The organism is Flavobacterium seoulense, assembly GCF_000695795.1.
Classification (GTDB): domain Bacteria; phylum Bacteroidota; class Bacteroidia; order Flavobacteriales; family Flavobacteriaceae; genus Flavobacterium; species Flavobacterium seoulense.
Window position 1 is genome coordinate 1 of sequence record NZ_JNCA01000029.1, and the last position, 21,444, is coordinate 21,444.

The window sequence follows — 21,444 nt, forward strand, 5'->3', positions numbered from 1 at the left end:
TTGTGCAAACATAGGATGACTTAAATCGCGTACTATGTCATTGCGAGGAACGAAGCAATCTCATTCAGTAATTCTACAAAGTTGTGTATCGTTGTGGGCACAGAATGCTCCCGAAACTTCGGGACTGCGCTAACGTTTGTATATATCTGGGCGATTGTATTTCAATATTTTCCTTCGGAAATAAATTAATACAATTAATAAAATAAAACAGATTGATAATACTATTTTTAAATTTCTAATTGTATGACAAAGATTTTCGTTGCTTATATTTGAAATACAGTCATTAATGTTCTCAGTTTCATATTTCAAACTGACCATTGTGTTTAGAATTCCATACATTGTTGTCAAAATTCCTAAAATCGATATTCCAATTAATAAGAAGTAAATTAGTTTTCGTTTATCCATCTTGTTTTTTTGTCAAGTTGATTTTTACAATATTGATGTGTTTCCCGCAATCTTGTCATTCCGAAGAATGAGGAATCTCATCCAGTAATTCTACAAAGTTGATTATCGTTGCGGGCACGGATTGAAAATCCGCGCGATTTGGGTGCAATTTTGCGCTAACGTTTGTGTATGTCCGAGCGATCGGGTTAACTTGTGGATATCCGAACGTATGTGTGTGTTAAAAATAAATGTAATTATAAAGTCTATTAATTAATTGCCATGATATAAATATAAATGCTGCAATAGGAATAATGAAAGGTCTCCAAGACTGCATTCTTCCGTATCCATAATCTTCATAATGATATTCTAGCTTTTTCCGTCGTATTTTTTCGCTTTTATATTTCCAATAGACAAGTCCGAATAGAAATAGTTCAATTCCTATTAGAATAAATATATTGACATCTTGAAATTTAATTGGTTCCAAATTATATATGTTGTTTAAATTTCTGCTAACGTTTGTGCATATCCGAGCGGTCTGGTTTCAAAATAACTATTCCGACAATCTTGTCTTTCCGAAGAATGAGGAATCTTTACAAGTAACTCGACAAAGTAATTTAGCTTACTTTATTTGCTCATTGTTGCGGGCACAGAATGCAATTCTGCGCTAACGTTTGCGCACATCCGAGCGATCGGGGCTAACGTTTGTATATCCGAGCGGTCGGGTTTAGGAAATAAATATAGTTTCCATCCATATAGATCTTCCTAATTCTGTCAGTTTCAAACCATTCTCAGTGTTTACAATTATGTCTTTTTCTATAAATGTTTTAATGGATGAAGGTGGAACGCGTTGTGCTTCAAATACACCCGATTTATTTATCATTGATTTAAAAAATTGTTGTTCCAAGATTGAAAAATTATTGTAAATTTTTTGAGCTGTGCTTTTTTTCCACTCATTTAAGGCTTTTGGTTCTTCGACATTAGATTTATTAATTGGTAAACTCTCATTTGGTACTTGAAAAGAATTAACTTTTTCAATAAATTCTCTGATTTTTTGTCCGACTAAAACAGCATTTGTTGAGATTGGAAAAGTTCTGCGAAGTGTTTCAATGAGTTCAACCACTCTGTCGTGGTTATTAATTTTAAAACCCATTTCTCTTGGATCAAGCGCACCATTTTGAAATTCATAACTTGATATATTGAATTCTGGAGTGAAGATCATTGTATGCTCATTTTCTACGACCCATGCAGCTCCCATTTCATTTAAGCAAGCAATGCTTGAGTAGTAAGCTGTTGAAAGTAAGTATACAACGTGTGGTTTTTCAGTGATTTTTGCTTTTAACCAGTTAAAAATATTTTGACCTGTGGGAATTCCAAAAGCATCATTACTCGTAAAAATAATTTGCTCGCTATTTACGCCAATTGCAACTAATAAATCTACTATGGCTTGTCCATAATTTGCATTTTTTGATGAATGTGAAATAAATATTTTCATTAGTTTAATTTTTATATCGGCAAATATAACTAAATGCTATTATTGTAGTTGAATTTGCTTAAAGCTAATTTATTTAGCAAGCATTTGCTAGACTTTCACAAATTAACAGAAGAATTTTTAGAGTAAAAAATATCTTGATAAAAACATTATTTCTGAACTAGCCCCGATAGAGCCGATATCCTCGTAGCGTAGCGAAGAGATAAAGGCGAAAGCGGGAGGGAAGTTAATTAAAAACACAAAAAGTGCTGCTCCTAAAAAAAAATCCCCAACTACTTTCGTAATCGGGGACTTCTTAATTTATGCGGTCTGCTTACTGCCGACTGAATTCTGCACGCTGTTACTCGTTAACAATAACCCATTCTCCAGTTGCTAATAAAGCTTCTGCTTTTTTGTATTTCATAGATTCTGTTTTTCCGGTAGCTATTTGTTGTAAGGTTACCGTATCGTTGCGATTGATTTTTGGCATATCTCTCACGATAGTTTCGGTTACCTGACGCGGTTGTGTTTCGCCCGCTTCACGGTTGGCGTTTTCGCTATTTGGAATTTCGTCTTTAGTCAGTTGTAATTTTTCTTTTGGACGAACTACTTCTCTTGCTTCTTCAATTTCCGGAGCCGATTGTTGTGGTAAATCACCTTTGAACAAGAATGAAATTACTTCTTTGTTGATTCCGTTCAACATGCTGTTGAATAAGTTGAAAGCTTCAAATTTATAGATAAGCAATGGATCTTTTTGCTCGTGAACGGCTAATTGAACCGATTGTTTCAACTCGTCCATTTTGCGTAAGTGTTTTTTCCATGCTTCGTCAACAATTGATAAAGTGATGTTCTTTTCGAAATCAGCTACTAATTGTCTTCCTTCAGTTTCGTAAGCTTTCTTTAAATCAGTTACTACGCTTAGGGTTTTTACACCATCAGTAAACGGAACTACAATGCGCTCAAACTGATTGTTTGGATCTTCAAAAATGTTTTTCACGATAGGGAAAGCTTCTCTGGCGCTACGCTCACATTTTTCATTATAGTATTTTAAAGCTTCTTTGTACACTTTTCCGGTTAATTCAATTTCGTTGAATTTTAAGAATTCTGCTTCAGTAACAGGAGAAGTGATAGAGAAATAACGAATTAAATCAAACTCAAATGTTTTATAATCGTTAGTTGCTTTAGTATTTTGAACGAATAATTCGCAAGTATCGTACAACATATTAGCGATATCCAGTTTTAAACGCTCACCAAACAAAGCATGACGACGACGCTTGTAAACTACTTCACGCTGCGCATTCATAACGTCATCATATTCTAACAAACGTTTACGAACACCAAAGTTGTTTTCTTCTACTTTTTTCTGAGCACGTTCGATAGATTTTGTCATCATCGAATGCTGGATAACTTCGCCTTCTTCAAGACCCATTCGGTCCATAACTTTAGCTACTCTTTCAGAACCAAATAAACGCATTAGGTTATCTTCCAGAGAAACATAAAACTGTGAACTTCCCGGATCTCCCTGACGACCGGCACGACCACGTAACTGACGATCGACACGACGGGAATCATGACGCTCAGTACCAACGATTGCTAAACCTCCGGCAGCTTTTACTTCTGGAGATAATTTAATATCGGTACCACGACCAGCCATGTTGGTTGCAATAGTAACAACACCGGCTTTACCAGCTTCTTCAACAATTTGCGCTTCTTGCTTGTGCATTTTAGCATTCAAAACGTTGTGAGTTACACCACGCATTTTAAGCATTCGGCTTAATAATTCAGAAATCTCAACAGAAGTTGTTCCAATAAGTACCGGACGACCTGCTTGAGATAATTGCGTTACGTCTTCGATAACTGCGTTGAATTTTTCACGAGTTGTTTTATAGATAAAATCTTCTTTGTCAATTCGGGCAATTCCTCTGTTTGTTGGAATTTCGACAACATCTAATTTGTAGATTTCCCAAAGTTCTCCAGCTTCAGTCACTGCAGTACCCGTCATTCCACCTAGTTTGTTGTACATTCTAAAGTAGTTTTGCAAAGTTACCGTTGCAAAGGTTTGAGTCGCAGCTTCGATTTTTACGTTTTCTTTAGCCTCAATAGCCTGGTGTAAACCATCAGAATAACGACGACCATCCATGATACGACCTGTTTGCTCATCGACAATCATAATTTTGTTGTCCATGATCACATATTCTACATCTTTTTCGAATAAAGCGTAGGCTTTTAAAAGTTGTGTCAAAGTGTGGATACGCTCGCTTTTAACTCCGAAATCCTGGAATAATTTTTCTTTTTCTTCGGCTTCAGCGTCTTTGTCTAATTTTTGTTTTTCGATATTGGCAATTTCGGTTCCAATGTCTGGTAGAACGAAAAAGTCAGCATCAGTGTCTCCTGAAAGGAATTTGATTCCGTTATCAGTCAATTCTACCTGATTGTTTTTTTCTTCGATAACAAAATACAGTGCTTCGTCAACCTTTGGCATTTCGCGGTTGTTGTCCTGCATGTATTGGTTTTCCGTTTTTTGAAGCAATTGTTTGATTCCTTCTTCACTTAAAAACTTAATCAAAGCTTTGTTTTTAGGTAAACTTCTGTAAGCTCTTAAAAGCATGAAACCACCATCTTTAGTGTTTCCTTCTTTGATTAATTTTTTAGCCTCAGTAAGGAAACTAGTTGCTAACTGACGTTGTAAAGCAACCAAAGATTCGATTTTTGGTTTTAATTCGTTAAACTCATGACGATCTCCTTGTGGAACCGGACCAGAAATAATCAATGGCGTTCTTGCATCATCAATTAATACAGAATCCACCTCATCGACAATAGCGTAGTTGTGTTTTCTTTGAACTAAATCAGATGGCGAATGTGCCATGTTGTCTCTTAGGTAGTCAAAACCAAATTCATTATTTGTACCATAAGTAATGTCTGCATCATAGGCTTTTTTTCTTCCTTCTGAATTCGGTTGGTGGTTGTCAATACAATCTACAGTTAAACCGTGGAATTCGAATAAAGGTGCTTTCCATGTGCTATCACGTTTTGCTAAGTAGTCATTCACGGTTACTAAATGTACTCCGTTTCCAGTTAAGGCATTTAAGTAAAGTGGCAAGGTTGCTACTAATGTTTTTCCTTCTCCTGTTTGCATCTCAGCAACTTTACCCTGGTGCAACACCATACCACCTATTAACTGAACATCATAATGAATCATGTCCCAGGTAATTTCTTTTCCGGCAGCATTCCATTTGTTTAACCAAACGGCTTTATCACCTTCAATGCTAACATAAGTTTTAGTAGCCGAAAATTCACGGTCTTTAGCTGTTGCAGTAACGCTAACTTCTGAGTTTTCTTTAAAACGTCTTGACGTTTCTTTTACCACAGCAAAAGCTTCCGGAAGAATTTCCATTAAGGCTTTTTCTGATTGGTTGTAAGCTTCTTTTTCTAAACTGTCAATCTCAGTATAGATATCTTCTCTTTTGTCAATGTCTTCGATTTTTTCAACTTCGGCCTGAAGACCAGCAATTTTAGCATCGATTGCAGCACGTGATTCTTTTATTGTTTCTTTAAAGAAAATAGTGCGCGCTCTTAATTCGTCATTCGACAATGCTGTTAAATTACTTTCAAAAGTCTTGATTTTATTTAAGTAGGGTTGTAATGACTTAACGTCTTTCTCTGATTTGTCACCTACAAAAATTTTAATAATGCTATTTATGAAGCTCATATTATATTTGTATTTCTAATTAATGTTGTCTGTATTTTGAACCAAAAAAAAAGCCTCTGCTGAGACTTTTTTCTTGAGATATTTTCTAATATTCGTCCTCGTTCCAAAGATAATCTTCATCAGTCGGATAGTCTGGCCAAATTTCTTCCATCGATTCGTATATTTCGCCTTCATCTTCTATAGACTGTAAGTTCTCCACTACTTCAAGTGGTGCTCCAGCTCTAATAGCGTAGTCGATAAGTTCATCTTTGTTAGCAGGCCACGGGGCATCACTTAAGTAGGATGCTAATTCTAATGTCCAATACATCTTTATGTCTATTTAGTTTTGTGCAAAAATAAATTTTTTACTGAAAGATACAAGTAAAATTAAGTTTATTTTTTGTTAAAGTTAAGAACGTGTTTTTTAAACTCCAAAAAGGAATAATAAATCCCAATATTTAAATTCCAAATTCCAAAAAATGTTTTAGAAAGATTGGTATTTGGGATTTTAAAAAATTGGAATTTTAAGAAAGTTTTACTTTCTCGGAATCCATTTTACTTCCTCGGCGTTTAAGTCATGCGACAACTTTCGTGCCAACACAAAGAGATAGTCAGAAAGTCGGTTTAAATAACTAATAACTATTTCAGCAATAGCTTCGTTATGGCTTAAATGTACGGTTAGCCGTTCAGCACGGCGACAAATACAGCGTGCAATATGACAATGTGACACGGTAGGATGACCTCCTGGCAAGACAAAATGAGTCATTGGCGGAAGTGCTGTTTCCATAGTGTCAATTTCGTTTTCTAATAATTCGATATCATTTGCTGTAATTCCTAAATTTTGTAATCGTGGAGTACCGTTTTTTAATATTTCTTTTTCAGCAGGAGTTGCTAAAATGGCACCCACAGTAAACAAACGATCCTGAATTTCGATTAAATTTTCTTTGTAATGTGTATTGATGTCCTGATCACGAATCAATCCGATGTAAGAATTCAATTCGTCAACCGTTCCGTAGCTTTCTATCCGAATATGATCTTTAGGAACTCTGGTTCCGCCAAAAAGCGCTGTGGTTCCTTTATCGCCAGTTTTAGTGTATATTTTCATTTTTTTTTAAGTTGCTAAGCTTCTAAGTTAATGGGCTTCTAAGTTTTTTTGGATCATAGATTCAAGAAATTTGAGAAATTATTTTGATTTCTCCAATCAGTGTTTCTGTCTTCTGTCTTCTGTCTTCTAAAATCTGCAATCTGAACACTGCTTACTTAGAAGTATCACTTTCAATCAATCCATCTCGTAAACGAATAACGCGATGCGCATAAGCAGCAATATCTTCTTCGTGAGTTACCAGAATTACGGTATTTCCCTGTGCATGAATATCCCCAAAAAGCTTCATGATTTCTACCGAAGTTTTACTGTCTAAGTTTCCGGTAGGTTCGTCAGCAAGAATAATAGAAGGTTTGTTGACCAGAGCACGGGCTATGGCTACGCGCTGGCGTTGCCCACCCGAAAGCTGATTGGGTTGGTGATCCATTCTTTCGGCAAGATTCACTTGTTTTAAAACTTCGGTAGCTCTTTTATTTCTTTCGGTTTTTGGATGTCCGGCATAAATCATAGGTAATGCCACATTGTCAAGGGCTGTAGTTCTCGGCAACAAATTGAAAGTCTGGAACACAAAACCAATTTCTTTGTTTCTAATTTCGGCTAGTTCGTCATCTTTCATTTTACTGACATCTTTGCCATTTAAAATATAAGTTCCCGAAGTAGGCGTGTCTAAACAGCCTAAAAGATTCATTAAAGTCGATTTTCCAGAACCTGAAGGTCCCATAAGAGCAACATATTCGCCTTTTTTGATTTCTAAATTAATTCCTTTTAAGACATAAACAATTTCGTTTCCCAGTACAAAATTTCGTTTAATATCATTTATTTTAATTAATAGATCACTCATGGTTTTGGTCTCGATTTTAGAAATTATTTTCGAAAAACCAAAGCTAAAAAATCATTTATTAATAAGTGCTGATTATTGTAAAAATCTTATGAATTTATTAAGGAAAAAACGCATTTAATTGCGAATGATAAAATGTTCTTTGGGCTGTTCTCTTCTAAAGAAAACGAATCCCCATTGAAAAGTATCAATGGTTACACTAACTTTTGGGTGTTTTTTGATGGTTTCCCAGGCTTCTTCCATATCAGCAGACCAATGAATATCATCAAAAATCCATACCGAATCATTATTTATTGTGGGTAATAAAATTTCGAAATAATCTAAAGTAGCTTTTTTAGAATGGTTGCCGTCAAAGTAGATTAAGTCTTGAGTTATGAGTTGTGAGTTATGAGTTTTAAAATATTCCGAAAATTCAGAAACAATATTTTTTACATTATTGATATTAAATTTTTGTAATTGCAATTGACATTGATTTGCAGTATTAGGACAACCTTCTAAAGTTATAATTGAAGCATTTTCATTTCCTAAGGCTAGGGCAGCAGTGGCTAATCCTAATGATGTGCCTATTTCCAGAATAGTTACCGGCTGAAAATAATTAGTGATACGATATAATAATTGGGCACGTTTTCTGGAAATTCCTGCCGTTTTTGCAATTTGATTAATGGGACGAATATTAGATTTAAAAACTTTAGAACCAGCGCCAAAATCAGTTACTTCAACCGTGTTTTTTTTTTCCAGAAGTGTTTTTCGATATTGGTCTAAAATAGCATAATCGGCTTTTGTTTTTTTGTCATAAAAACATTTGGTAAGTAAACTGAAAACAAAAGGCGAGTGCACCGCATGTTCGTTTTTAGAATGCCAAAGAAATTTTAAATACGCTTTAATTTGGAAAAACATAATTAAGTGGAATTGATGCCTGAATTATTTATGTTTTTTAATAGTTACTTTTCTAAAATCGATTGGAAAACCTTCGTATTGCAGTAAAATTCGACCTTCAGTAACCGAAGATTCAGTGCCTTCGTTTACTAATTTACCATTCAGTTTTTGAGTGATTTTTCCATTTTTAGAAATAACAACTAATTCGTTCCATTCTCCAATAGGATTTTCGGCATCTGCAAAACGTTTAGAAACAACACTTTTTCCTGGAGTAATTGTAGTTCCGTTAATGTTTAAAGTCACTTCCTGAAGAAAAACAAAATCTCCGGTTGCTCCTTCTTTTATTTGAAACTGAATTCCTTTTGGCCATAAAACATCGGGAGTTTCAGCAGGAACATGATACATTACACCGCTGTTTTTGCTGTTGTTTTTTCGAACAAAATTAGTATCGGTATTCCATTTGTATTCTACTGTTAATTCGAAATTACGAAAAGACTGCTCCGACATTAAGTAACCTGCTTTTGGTCCGTACATTCGAATCATATTATTCTCCACCGAAAAAAGATTAGCAGCGTTATCCTGTTTGCCTTTTTCATCGCCAAATGCATACCAGTCTTTTAAATCTTTTTGATTGAAAAGTTTAATACGTTTTTGCGCATTAGTATTTTGCGAAAATAAAACCAGAATAATTAATAATGAACGAAATATAGAATTCATAAAAAATAGCATTTTGAATTGGTAAGATTAGAAAAAAATAAACTAGATAAAATCCTCACGAAGCGGAGTAAAACTGTCTACCAATTTTACATATTCCGTTAAGGTCTGGATGCTGTGATTTAGGTTTGATGCTACTTTAAAAACATCTCCTTCATGTAAGAGATATTCACGATCTTCGATAAAAAACTTTAAAGAACCAGTAGCCACATAAGTAATTTGCTCATGAACATGTTTGTGCGGTGGATCTGGAACTTCCATAGGTCCGTTAAGAAATTCAATGATGGTTACCATTAAGTGATCTAAATGGACTACTTTTCGCATTAGGGAAGGATTTGAATTTACAGCTTCAAAACCTTCGGTATTTTTAATTACTTCCATGATTGATCTAAAATTGGATTCAAAGTACTTAAATAAAATTTTATTACACAATTCATCTGGCCTTTATGTGTAAAATGTTTAATTTTTTAAACTATTTGATATAAATATTTTGAGTGTTTTCCTGAATTAGCCAAGGACGTTTATCTGCTGATTTTGCTGTGATTTTACAATTTGTGAAAGTTACCGTGTCGGTATGTCGCACAAAAAATCCAAAAGCATTTGTATTTCCAAAATAACTGCCTTCGGGATATTTACCATCGTATTCCATAACCGTTTGATTGGTGGTTTGAATTCCTCCTTTCAATTCGAAATTTAGATTTTCGAAAGTAACATTCTGGATATTATGACCTTTTATTCCTGTAATTATCGAAGGATATTGTTGGGTGAAATCAGTTCCTGATATATTTTTAAAATGAATATTTGAAATGGTTCCAATGCGGGTTTTTCTATCAGGAACGGTTCTTTTTCTGTCGGCTAAAAGAATGAAAATGGCTTGTCCGCAATTTGAAATTTGGCTATCACGAAAATTCAAATTATCAATTACCGCTCCATCCATAGATTCTATACAGAAGGCTGAATTTTGGTAGGCATTTTTCAGTGTAAGTTCAGAAACATCAAAGTTCATAAAACTTCCTAAACCATCGGTTCCGAGTTTGAAACAGTTTCCGGCTTTTACATTCAGCTTGTCTAAGACACATCGTCTCACAATAATGTCTTTACAGCCAAATTCACTACCGCTTTTAAAACAAATTCCATCATCTTCAGATTCGATAAAACTGTCTTCGATAAGTACTTTGTGACAATCTACAATATCAATTCCATCACGGTTGGGTGTAAGCTGTCCTGTATTTACTTTTATTTTTTGGATAGTAATATTTTCTGATTCTATATAAACCTGAGTCCAGCAAGCAGGTTTTATCATAGTGATGTTAGCTACCGTAATGTTTTTAGAACCTACAAAGGCAAGGATTGAAGGACGGTCTTTTTCGGTGCCAATTTCTTTAACATGCATCCACGGCTCGTAGTCACCTTGTCCGTTAATAGTTCCGCCTCCGGTTATGGTGACATTTTTTACTTTGTTACCGTAAATTAATCTTCTTTGGCAATCTTCAAGCATCCTATTAGGATATTTTGTGTCAATCAGATGATGTGGGTAATCTTTTTCATCATCTGATTTTATTCCTAAAATAGTTGCTGAAGCATCGATTTTTAATGTCAAATCGTTTACCAATAGCAATTGTCCGGTTAAGAAAATCCCTTTTTCTAAAAGTACTGTACCACCTGTTTTTTTACAAGCATCGATGGCTTTTTGAATGGCTTTTTGGTCATTTGTAATTCCGTCGCCTTTGGCACCAAAATCATAAACATTATAAACTGATTTGTCGCTTTGTGCATTGATTATTAAAAATGAAAGTAAAAAGAAAAGTAGGAAGTTATTTTTATTCATGGTTTATAGAAATGTAGCTAATTAGTAAAAGGAATTAAATTATTTAGGTCCGTCATAATTGTAATGGAAAAAATTAAATGCTGCCAAGCCACCATCGTTTAATTCGTTATAACTAAACAATGCGATTCGGCTGCCTTTCCAGTAACCAAATTCGGCATTGAAATCAGATCCAATAGCTTTGAAGTTTTTATTATCCAAACTATAAAAGAAATGATTTTTTTGCTGTGTAAAGTCCAGTTTCAGTTTAAAGAAAATCGTTTTATTGGTAATCAGAACTTCTTCGTATTCTTTGTCTTTTCCTTCAAAAAATACATATAATTTTCCTTGATGGTTTTTAACTCCAATGGAATTGTAAATTTTAGACATACTGCTTAAACCCGCTTTTTGTCCTGAAATCATATTACTAACATCCATTTGAACCGTAACTTCTCCAGTATTTCCCATTACTTTTTGAGTAAAAGTATTGTGAGCTTCCATGATATTTGATGCTTTTTTAGCTTTTAATACCAAGTATCCTTTTTTATCTGTTAACGACCAATGTGAATTTATTGGATTATGATTCCATTGCCATTGAAGACCTAAGTCTTTAGAGTTAAATTCATCATCCGATTGTGGAGCAATTATTGGAAATGTATTGCCAATATTCGGTTTTTGCCATACCGATACCGGTTCCCCAATACCATTTCGATCAATGTCAGTTCCAATAACTGGCCAGTCGTCATGCCAAAACATAGGTTGTAAATGTAATATACGGCCTAAAGCGCCTGCTGATTGAAAATGATAAAACCACCATTCACCATCTGGAGTATCTACAATTGCTCCTTGGTGTGGACCATTAACATTCGTGCTTCCTTTTTCTAAAACGACTCTCTTTTCATAAGGGCCATAAATGTTTTTGGAACGTAAAATGGTTTGCCATCCTTCTGAAACGCCACCTTCAGGAATACTGATGTAATAATAATTATTGCGTTTGTAGATTTTTGTTCCTTCGGCTACAGGACCTGTATAAACTGTTTTGCCTTCATCCAGCAATTTTGTTCCATCAGCACTCATTTTGTTAATGATGATAGGACCAGCACCATGTACACTATGTCCCAAATACGCCTGACCATCATCATCCCAGAACGGGCAGGGGTCTTCCCATTTTTCAATGTTTTTTACCAGTAGAAGTGGAGACCACGGGCCTGCGGGATTGCTGGCATTGGTCATGAATAATCCTTCATTAATTGTGCAAAAATAAACCCAGAATTTATTGTCGTGAAAACGGATTGCCGGAGCCCAGCTGCCTCCGGCATATCTTTTGAAACTATCGTAAGCTGGAAAATCCAGGCGATTGTATATTCGACCAATAATTTTCCAGTTGACCATATCTTCTGATTCCTGAATAGTCATTCCCATGTAATGAAATTCAGAACAAATCATATAATATTTATTTCCAACCCGAATCACATCCGGGTCGGAATAATCAGCATTTATAATTGGATTAATATAAGTTCCATTTCCCTGATCTCCCCAGGAACCTCTTTTTTGACCATAGGTTAGTGTTGAAATAAATACAGTAAAATATAAAGCAAGTAGATGGTGTTTCATTGATTAGAACGTTATTTTTCTCTCTTAGGCATTGGTGTTAAATCGGTTAAATCAGTAATTTTAATTGGATTTCCTGATTCAATACTGTTTCGGGCAGCAATACCGATTAAGACAGACATGGCGCCGTCTCTACTTCCTGCTGATCTTTCATAAGGGTCGGCGGTATTAGCAGTTTTAAATATTTTATCATGAAGTCGTTGATCACCTCCTCCGTGTCCTCCTTTTTCAGTTGGAACCGTTACTTTTTCAAAATCTTTCCAAAGTTTATGGACTATAATTGTTTCGTGATTGGCTTCTTCTAAAGCAGATTGTTCCATTTCTTTGGCATGCATTTCAGCTTGATCCACCTTAGTTCTTTTATCGTACGGAATATCTAATGAGGCTTCAATGCGTCCTTCGGTGCCATTAAAAGCTAATCTCCAGCCTTCAAAAGGGGAGTAGGTAGTAAGTGAATAGTTTACAATAGCATTATTAGCATATTTTATTTGTGCAGACATTTTATCATAGATGTCAATTTCTTCCCTAAAAAGACAGTTGTCTCTAATGTAGCCATCGTATTTTTCATTGGCAACATATAAGTTCATCGATTGTTTGTCTTTTGTTATATCATAATAATAGTCGCAAGTCGTTTTATGATCACAGCTTCTGCAATTTTTGCCTCTAAATGGATTCGCTTTTCCATAATGTTCTAAATCGCCTAATGCAAAAACATCTGTTGGGTCAGAATTAAGCCACCAATTAAGTAAATCAAAATGATGCGTGGCTTTGTGTACCCAAAGTGTGCCTCCGCTTTCTTTTTCACCATGCCATCTTCTAAAATAAGAAGCGCCGTGATAGGTGTTTAAATACCAGTGAAAATCGACCGAAGTAATTTTGCCAATAGTATTATTGGCTAATAATTCTTTTATTTTAGTGATGTAAGGACTCCATCTATAATTAAAACCAACAATTAATTTTTTACCTGATTTTCTTTCGGCATTTAAAATTTCCTGACATTTATTTTCGTCGGTAGTCATTGGTTTTTCGGTAAGGACATCATAACCTGATTCTAAACCTTTTACGATAAACTGATGGTGAGTAGAATCTTTAGTAGTTACAATAATCAAATCAGGTTTTGTTTTTTTGAGCATTTCATCAAAATTGACGAATGTAGGACAATTGACTTCCATGAATTTTTTAGCATATTCTAATCGTCCCGGATTAATGTCGCTAAGGCCTACAAATTCAAGAATATCGGAGTATTCCTGAATTAATCTTTTGCCCCAAAAACTAATGCCTCTAATTCCTGTTCCTACGAGAACAACACGAAGTTTTTTAGTAGTATCAAAATCAAAAGAACTGAGCGGAAATGCCGTATAAGCTGCAAGCATGCTTATAGACGTTAGAAATTTTCTTCTAGTAATGTCCATAAAATTTTTAGGTTTAATAGGTTAATAAATTCAATAAATAATTTTTGGTTTTTTTTGGTCTTTTAAATGTAATTAATTTATTGATTGCTTGTTAGTTTTGATTTTGTTTTGTTGGCTGAAATGGGGTTTAATTTTAAAAAGAAATAAAAAAATCATCTGATATTTTAGAAATAATACCAGATGATTTTTATGTGAAATAAGAAGGAAAATTGATTTATGAACTGACTAAAACGGTTTCTTCTTTTTCTTCAGCCTCAGCTTTTTTTCTCCAAAAATTAGCTAACAAAGAACCTGAAACATTCATCCAGGGACTAAAAACGGCTGATGCCAAACCAATAGTAGCTAGTTTTCCCATAGAACCAGCTAATCCTGATGCCATACCTCCGTTTTGTAAACCCACTTCAAAAGCAATCGTACGACTGCTGTTTTTGTCTAATCCACAAATACGGCTTAAATAGTAACCAAAGAAATAACCAGCACCATTATGCAGAACAGCGACTATAAAAAGTAAAAAACCTATTTGCAATAAATTATCTCTACCCGCAGCGGTGGTAACAAGAGTGAAATAAATAATTCCGAACATCGAAAAATAAGGCATTAAACTATCAATTTTAGGATATGCTTTGTAGGCTAAATGATAAAATTTCCCTACTAAAAAAGCTCCGGCAATAAAGCAGCTAATTTCAATTATATGAGCTATCGGACTATCCGATGCATAATTTAATGAATCATTGATAAAGAATAAAACAAGCAACCAAATAGCTGAAATTACAGTCAAGATATCAATTCTTTTTCGTGCTGTTTCTCCGTAGTTTTTAAGAATATCATGAATCATCGCGGCTGCTAATGGCACTAAAACAATTTTGATAATTTCCATCATCATATTAAAAAATTGTACTTCGACCATCGTTCCGGCAAATATTTTCATTAAAAACGGAGTCATAATAGGAGCGACTAAGGTAGAAATAGCTGTTACTGTAACAGACAATACCAAATTTCCTTTGGCAATATAAGTCATTACATTCGAGGCTAAACCGCTACTGCATGAGCCTATAAGAATGATTCCGGCAGCAATTTCGGGTTCGAAATTAAAAGCTTTGGCAAGAATAAAACCGCTGATTGGCATAATTGTAAAATGACCTAAAAGCCCAATTATTACGCCTTTTCCTGATTTTCGAATACCTGTAAAATCCTCAATACTCATTTGTGTTCCCATCCCGAACATTACCATCTGGATAATGATTAGAATGAGCCATTTATTTCGTAAATCGATTGAACCAATATGTAAAAAAGTTTGCGGATAAATCAATCCGGCACATACGGCAGTAATAATCCAAAAAGTATATTGGTAACCACTTAAAAGTTTGCTATGACCTATACCAATAGCCATACTTGAAAAAGCAGCAATAAAGCTTATTTTCCAAATAGTATCCATATCTAAAAACCAGCTAATGCCTGCCAAAATAAATAAGGCAGGACTAGCCCACAGAAAAAATTTACGCATAATAAAAAGATATTAAAAGTAAATTTCGGCTAGTTTTTTCATCGCAATTGCCGGACTGGCTAAAATAGGAACTACTTTTTCGGCATCAGTCAAACCATCAACAACACGCGCCATTGAAGCCTGAGCCAAAACAATAACGCCTACTTCCTGCATCAATTCTTTTAAGGCTTTAGCAACCATTTCATCATGTTTTGCTGCATCGCCACTCATTAAAGCTTCAAATGCACCATCACATAATTTAGAAACAATGTTCACATTTTTTCCTGCTGCTAAGGCACGTCTTCGAACCAAATCACTCGTAGGTTCCAGTGTAGTAGGTAAGGTGGCAATTACACCAATTTTATCACTTATTTGTACGGCTTCGTCAGCCATTGCCTGATCTACTCTAATTACTGGCACGCTCGATAAAGTGGCTGCTGTTTCTATGGCTACGCCAATGGAAGAACAGGTAACTAAAATTACATCGGCTCCTGCCTCTTCGGCTGCTTTTACGTGATTGACCACTCTTGCCGCGGTATTAGGCATTAATTTCCCTTTTTTGATAACATCTTTAATCAGGCTATCGTCAACAATATTAAAGGTTTCGACACCGCTTAAATGTTCAGAAGTTAATTGTTGGAATAAAGGAACTAATGTGGCCGAGGTGTGGACAAATCCTAATGTTTTTGCTTTCATATTTAATATTTATAGTTTTTTGTGGTTGATAGGTTATAGGTTTATTGGTAACTTCAGGTTAGATTCATTTTATCATAATTTTTCTCCGTTTAGTACTTTTATAAAATAATCGGCAGCGCCTACCTGACCTCCTTTGAAATTTAATTCTAATCCGTTTACCAATTCGTCTTCCGAAATAGCTTTACAAAGTGGTGCTCCAGGAGCTAACGGTGCTAACATTTCTAAGGCAAAAATTCCTAATTCGGATGCGGCATAACTAGAAGTATCACCTCCGGCAAATAATATCCGTTGCACTTTTACCGATTGTAAAACTTCTTTGATAATCTGTCCTAAAACACGACCGTAAATTTTGCTGCTCTGTTTCTGTACTTCTTTTTCGTTAAGTCCGCTTTGTTTTAAATACTCTTCGGTTTCGGTAATTCTTGGGTCGTTAGTCCCAATGCTGGTATGCAAAATAGTGTTTTGTCCTTGTTTAAGTTTACCAATAATTGCTTTGGCAACATCAGCAATACTTTGTTCCTGATGATCGTGATGCATGACTTTACTTTCTAAAGCGATACCTTCAAAACCATTTTCAAGAGCATATTCTATTTGCCCCGCCGTAACTGGCGAACAGCTTCCGGAAATAACAAGTAGAGGAGAAGCCAGACCAGGATGTTTGAATTCAAATTGCTTATTAATTATATTTTCGTCTTTCCAGGCTAATCCTAACGCCATTTCGATTCCGGAAGAACCTACCGAAAAAATAGTTTTTTCTTTCGCTAAATGATGAAAAACTTCACCAATGGTTTTTAAATGTGTTTGGTTCATTCCGTCCAAAAACAGGATTTCTTTTTCTTCTTTTTCCTGAATTACTTCTAAAACAGCTGCAGTACCAGTCTCAATAGTGTTGAGGTTGATAAGATCAATTGTTTTTGAAGTTTGCTTTACCAAATGAAATCTCAAATCAGCTTCATCGGCAGGAGTGACAGGATGCTTACTCATTGATGGATGACGGTCAAGACGGTGAATTTCACCATTTCCGGTGGTTCCCATTCTGGCAAATAAATTTCCAAAAGCACAATACCTGCCTAAATGCGGTGCAGCAGCAGAAATAAACGTTGTTTTTTGATTGAAAACTTCGCTGCCTATTTCGATTGCTTTACCAATATTTCCAACATGTGGAGCCGAATCAAAAGTCGAGCAAACCTTGTAATGTACCTGCTCCGGATTAAAATCTCTCAATGTTTCGAAAGCAGGATACAATTCGCTTTCCATTTCTGTTGGAGACATCGAACGGCTTTTTCCTGCCAAACCTATGGCTTGCACTCCGGGAAAAAGCTCTAAATCCTTATGAAGCGGTGACCTAAGAAAAAGAACGGTTTTTATACCGGCTAAAGTTAGGAATTCCAAAGCATCCGTGGAGCCTGTGAAATCATCTCCATAATATGCCAACAGTAAAGAATGTTCTTTGTTCATTATTTTGCGAATTTTTTAACTGATGCTGCAAATTCAGGATATTGTAAAGCCGCTTCCTCAACAGATAATCCGTCAACAGCGGCTTTCCAGGCTTGTTGTAAGGCATTTACTCCGGAGGTTGCTCCCATAGGATGTGCTAAAATTCCGCCGCCTGCCATGTACAATAAATCGGTAGTTTGGGTTCTTCTATACGTTTCAGGTGCTTGTCCGCCCCATTGTCCTGAAGAAACAACCGGTAACGGATTGTTTCCGCATACAAAAGGTTTCAAGCAGGATTGTATCGATTTAACAACCGAATCGTCTGATTCCCAGAATTTATTTTGGATTCCGTTTACGTGCATTTGGTCAACACCTGCCAATCTCCAAATTTTTTGGTAAGCAGGAAATTCAATTCCTAATAAAGGATGACGATTTAACATTCCCCAGCCATTTCGGTGTCCGTGAATCACTAAATCACCCTGATCACATATTTTTTTGGTAGCACTTAATCCCACGCTGTTGATACTAATCATAGCACAAGTTCCCTCGTGCTTTTTGATTAAGTCGTATTTTCGTTGCATTTGGTCAATTTCGTCGCTGATGTTAAATGCGTACATTACTTTTTTGCCAGTTTTTTGCGCATGCTCATTAATCACTTTCATGATAACGTTTACACGATTATCAAAAAGAGAGTTGGCAGTCGATCCCATTAATTCATCATCTTTGATAAAATCGATACCGGCATCGATTAATGTTTTTACTAAGGCTGCTGTTTCTTCAGGACTCATTCCCACACTAGGTTTGATAATAGTTCCAATCATTGGTCTGTCAGTAACACCGCAAGAGGCTTTTGAGCCTTTGATTCCAAATTGTGGTCCTCGATAATGATTTTTAAAAGAATCAGGAACATCAAAATCCATTAGTTTTAAACCTGTAAACTGACTGATTTCGTATAGATTTCCCTGTAAAGTACTAATAAGAACCGGTAAATTGTAGCCAAAATTCTCAATAGACCAGCTTACCTGAACTCTGGCTCTTTGGTATTTTTTACCGGGAATGCTGTTTCCGGGAATCGAAGGTTCGTCAACAATATCCAGTTTTTCAATGTTTTCTACACGGGCAGCAAAACGTTCCTTAAGTTCCGCCGTTTCTCCCGGAACAGATACAAAAGTTCCTGAAGATTGCTCACCTGCCAGTACTGCTGCGGCTTGTTCTACCTCATATGGAGTTTCGATGTAATATTCGGCAAAGATTCTTTCCATTATTTCTTCTTGATTATAATAACTCCTATTATAGGATTGGTGTTGAGTGATTTGTTTTCTAAAAATCTGTGTTATGTAAAAATAACACTTATAATTACAAATACAAGTTAATTTTGCTTTTTTCGAAAGTAATAAATAGTTTTCGAAAATAATAGTAAATAATGCAAATTAAAAAAGCAACCCGGTTGGGAGTTGTTTTTATAAAATAAATGATTATTTTGAGTAGGTTTCGAACGCGAAAGGATTCGCGCACGAGCGTGGATTTTTTAAACGAGCCGCAAAATAAAGAAATGATTTTAGGTTTAGGTAATTCTGCTTTTCAAATTTCATACAGTAAGTTCGCAAATAATTCATGTTTCAGAATCATTTGCAAATTTACCGAGAGAAATAAAATTGGATTTTTAGGTAACAAATAAAATTATTTTCTTTTGTAGAAAATATAATCGGTGTTAATGGGTTCTATACCGTTTTCTTTTAGATTCGTTGCAATTTGTGCCCGATGATAAGTAGCGTGATTGATAATGTGAAAAATAATATCCTGAACTAAATTAGTAAAAACAGTTCCCGCCGAATTTTTATATTCAATTTTTCGGCTTAATTCGGTGCTGTTTAAAATACTTAAACTATTAGTATAATTAGTTTCGTTATAGTTTTTTAAATTTTCGAATAGTCTAATTTCCCAAACGCTAACAGCTGGTTTACGCTCCAGAATGCGTTCGTTCCATATTTCCTGCGCATTGATTAAATGATTCAATAATTGGATTGATTTTTCAGGAATTAGTTGGTTATTCTTTTCGAATAGTTGAATTAATTGCTGATTGAAATAATAGGTGTATTCGAATGCGTCTTTAAAAAAAGCGTTGGTTTTCATTAGGTTAATTTTGGTTGATTAAATACTAAAGTTGTATGCTGTTTTGAATATTTATTTGTTCTAAAAAATACTCATCGTGCGAAACAACTATCAATGTGCCTTGATATTCATTGATGGCACGCGTTAAAATTTCGATATTTTGAATATCTAAATTATTTGTTGGTTCGTCCAGAATAATAATGTCTGGCGCTTGATTGTTGATGGTCAAACAACAAAGCATAAGCCGCATTCGTTCGCCACCGCTCAGTGTATTACACACTTTATCCCAGCTTGCATTTGAAAACAAAAAACGATTTAGTCTCATTTTGATATCATGTTCCTGTAATCCCGAATGATTAAATGTTTGCGCCTGCTCATACACTTTTAGATTGTTATTGATTAACGAATAATCCTGATCAATATAAATAGATTTACTTTCGGCTTTGTAAATTTTGCCTGATTGTGGTTCTAAATTACCTAAAATAAGTTGTATTAAAGTCGTTTTTCCAGAGCCATTGGTGCCTTTTATGGCAATACGTTCGCCACTTGTGATTTTGAAATCTAAATTTTCTTTCCAGAGATTTTTTTCATTGTAGCTAAAATTTATTTGCTCTGCAGTAAACAAAATCTTGCCTTTATGCAAATTTGAATTATCGAAACCAAATTTCATTTTATCAAAATCGTTGACATTTTTGCGCAGTTGCTGTAAATCCTGCGAAATAGCATCTACTTTTTCGGCATGTGCATTTTTTAGTTTCGAAGTACTGTTTTCAGCATTGTTACGCAAGGTATTCATCATGATTCTCGAAACACCTGCTTTTTCCTGTTTTCCTTTTCCGCGGGCATCCAGTTTTTGTTGTCTTTCGATTGTTTCGCGTTCTTTTTCTTTGGCTTTACGCAAGGCTTTTTCTTTGCTCTGAATATCCTGATACAAAGCCGAAGTTTCAATTTGTTTTTGCTCCAGATAAAAATCATAATTGCCTCCATAAATTGAAATTCCGTTAGGATTTAATTCACAAACAGTATCTAATTGATTGAGTAATTTTCGGTCGTGACTTACCACAATCAAAGTACTTTTTGAAGATTGGATAAAATCGTATAATAGATTTCTACTTTGGTTATCCAAATGATTACTGGGTTCGTCCAGCAAAATCAATTCAGGTTGATGAATGGCAATTCCGGCGAGGAAAACTTTAGTTTTTTGTCCGCCACTTAAACTTTCCATTTTTTGATTCAAATCTAAATCTGCAAGTTGCCAGTATTCTAAAGCTTCGTTACAGCGTTCTTCAATAGTCCAGTCGTCATTTAACAGATTGAAGTTGGTTTCAGATGCATTTCCTTTTAAAATTTCGTGTAATGCCTGTAATTTTTCATCAATTCGCAAAGCTTCGGCAATGGTTAAATGATTGTATTGCCCTATTATTTGCGGAATATAATACGGTTTAGATTCTGTTTTTAATTGCCCTTCAGAAGCTTGAATTTCCTGGGCAATTATTTTTAATAAAGTCGATTTTCCTACGCCATTATTGCCTATTAAAGCAATTTTATTTTGACGATTTACAGTTAAATTAATGTTGCTGAACAACAAATCCTTATTAGGATGGATGTAACTAATGTTTTGTAAAATAAGCATAATTTCTTTCTTTAAAGAGTAATAGAATTTACAAACCCTGTTGAGGTTTGTGTCTTTAAATAGCCTGAAAGAAATTAGTTATCACATTTATAGTAGTATTTTAAGACTGCAAATATACAGATTTTTACATTTTTAAAATAATTTTCATTTCAAAGAGTAGCTAGTTTCGATTTAATTTGAACCGCT

General features: G+C 34.9%; 17 protein-coding genes. All 17 read right to left on the reverse strand.

Features of this window, described 5'->3' with window-relative positions:
- Window positions 1-1,108: 1,108 nt before the first annotated feature.
- Entirely contained in the window at window positions 1,109-1,876 is a 768-nt protein-coding gene (locus tag FEM21_RS16325) for a toll/interleukin-1 receptor domain-containing protein (protein ID WP_051627611.1), read from the reverse strand.
- 337 nt (window positions 1,877-2,213) lie between these two features.
- Complete coding sequence (gene secA, locus FEM21_RS13910; protein ID WP_035661563.1) at window positions 2,214-5,561, reverse strand: preprotein translocase subunit SecA; 3,348 nt, start codon at window positions 5,559-5,561, stop codon at window positions 2,214-2,216.
- Window positions 5,562-5,646: 85 nt separating this feature from the next.
- Window positions 5,647-5,868, reverse strand: coding sequence for a DUF2795 domain-containing protein (locus FEM21_RS13915; protein ID WP_007138072.1), 222 nt, complete (start codon window positions 5,866-5,868; stop codon window positions 5,647-5,649).
- 207 nt (window positions 5,869-6,075) lie between these two features.
- Window positions 6,076-6,645: a cob(I)yrinic acid a,c-diamide adenosyltransferase gene (locus tag FEM21_RS13920; RefSeq protein ID WP_035661566.1), complete on the reverse strand. Its 570-nt coding sequence runs from the start codon at window positions 6,643-6,645 to the stop codon at window positions 6,076-6,078.
- Between the two features lie 151 nt (window positions 6,646-6,796).
- A complete protein-coding gene (locus tag FEM21_RS13925; protein WP_035661569.1) occupies window positions 6,797-7,483 on the reverse strand; it encodes an ABC transporter ATP-binding protein in 687 nt (228 codons plus the stop codon).
- A 114-nt stretch (window positions 7,484-7,597) separates the two neighbouring features.
- The gene (locus tag FEM21_RS13930) at window positions 7,598-8,377 is read right to left on the reverse strand and encodes a class I SAM-dependent methyltransferase (RefSeq protein ID WP_035661572.1); all 780 of its coding nucleotides are present in this window, start codon (window positions 8,375-8,377) and stop codon (window positions 7,598-7,600) included.
- A gap of 24 nt (window positions 8,378-8,401) precedes the next feature.
- On the reverse strand, window positions 8,402-9,073 hold the full coding sequence (locus tag FEM21_RS13935) for a 3-keto-disaccharide hydrolase (protein ID WP_081824709.1): 672 nt from the start codon (window positions 9,071-9,073) through the stop codon (window positions 8,402-8,404).
- A gap of 42 nt (window positions 9,074-9,115) precedes the next feature.
- Window positions 9,116-9,451 (reverse strand): cupin domain-containing protein, encoded by a 336-nt coding sequence (locus FEM21_RS16330; protein ID WP_051627612.1) that lies wholly within the window; start codon window positions 9,449-9,451, stop codon window positions 9,116-9,118.
- 91 nt (window positions 9,452-9,542) lie between these two features.
- Entirely contained in the window at window positions 9,543-10,898 is a 1,356-nt protein-coding gene (locus FEM21_RS13945) for a glycoside hydrolase family 28 protein (RefSeq protein ID WP_035661574.1), read from the reverse strand.
- 39 nt (window positions 10,899-10,937) lie between these two features.
- Window positions 10,938-12,488 (reverse strand): glycoside hydrolase family 43 protein, encoded by a 1,551-nt coding sequence (locus FEM21_RS13950; RefSeq protein ID WP_035661576.1) that lies wholly within the window; start codon window positions 12,486-12,488, stop codon window positions 10,938-10,940.
- Between the two features lie 11 nt (window positions 12,489-12,499).
- Entirely contained in the window at window positions 12,500-13,897 is a 1,398-nt protein-coding gene (locus FEM21_RS13955; RefSeq protein WP_035661578.1) for a Gfo/Idh/MocA family oxidoreductase, read from the reverse strand.
- Between the two features lie 214 nt (window positions 13,898-14,111).
- The gene (locus FEM21_RS13960; RefSeq protein WP_035661580.1) at window positions 14,112-15,401 is read right to left on the reverse strand and encodes a bile acid:sodium symporter family protein; all 1,290 of its coding nucleotides are present in this window, start codon (window positions 15,399-15,401) and stop codon (window positions 14,112-14,114) included.
- Between the two features lie 12 nt (window positions 15,402-15,413).
- A complete protein-coding gene (locus FEM21_RS13965) occupies window positions 15,414-16,076 on the reverse strand; it encodes an aspartate/glutamate racemase family protein (protein WP_035661581.1) in 663 nt (220 codons plus the stop codon).
- Between the two features lie 72 nt (window positions 16,077-16,148).
- On the reverse strand, window positions 16,149-17,534 hold the full coding sequence (locus FEM21_RS13970; RefSeq protein ID WP_035661583.1) for a four-carbon acid sugar kinase family protein: 1,386 nt from the start codon (window positions 17,532-17,534) through the stop codon (window positions 16,149-16,151).
- Entirely contained in the window at window positions 17,534-18,775 is a 1,242-nt protein-coding gene (locus tag FEM21_RS13975) for a ribulose-bisphosphate carboxylase large subunit family protein (RefSeq protein WP_035661584.1), read from the reverse strand. The genes FEM21_RS13970 and FEM21_RS13975 overlap by 1 nt, the downstream gene beginning before the upstream one ends.
- A 418-nt stretch (window positions 18,776-19,193) precedes the next feature.
- Window positions 19,194-19,646, reverse strand: coding sequence for a DinB family protein (locus FEM21_RS13980; protein ID WP_035661585.1), 453 nt, complete (start codon window positions 19,644-19,646; stop codon window positions 19,194-19,196).
- Between the two features lie 25 nt (window positions 19,647-19,671).
- Window positions 19,672-21,258 carry a ribosomal protection-like ABC-F family protein gene (gene abc-f, locus FEM21_RS13985; RefSeq protein WP_035661587.1) on the reverse strand — a complete coding sequence of 529 codons (1,587 nt, stop codon included), beginning with the start codon at window positions 21,256-21,258 and terminating at the stop codon, window positions 19,672-19,674.
- Window positions 21,259-21,444: the final 186 nt, after the last annotated feature.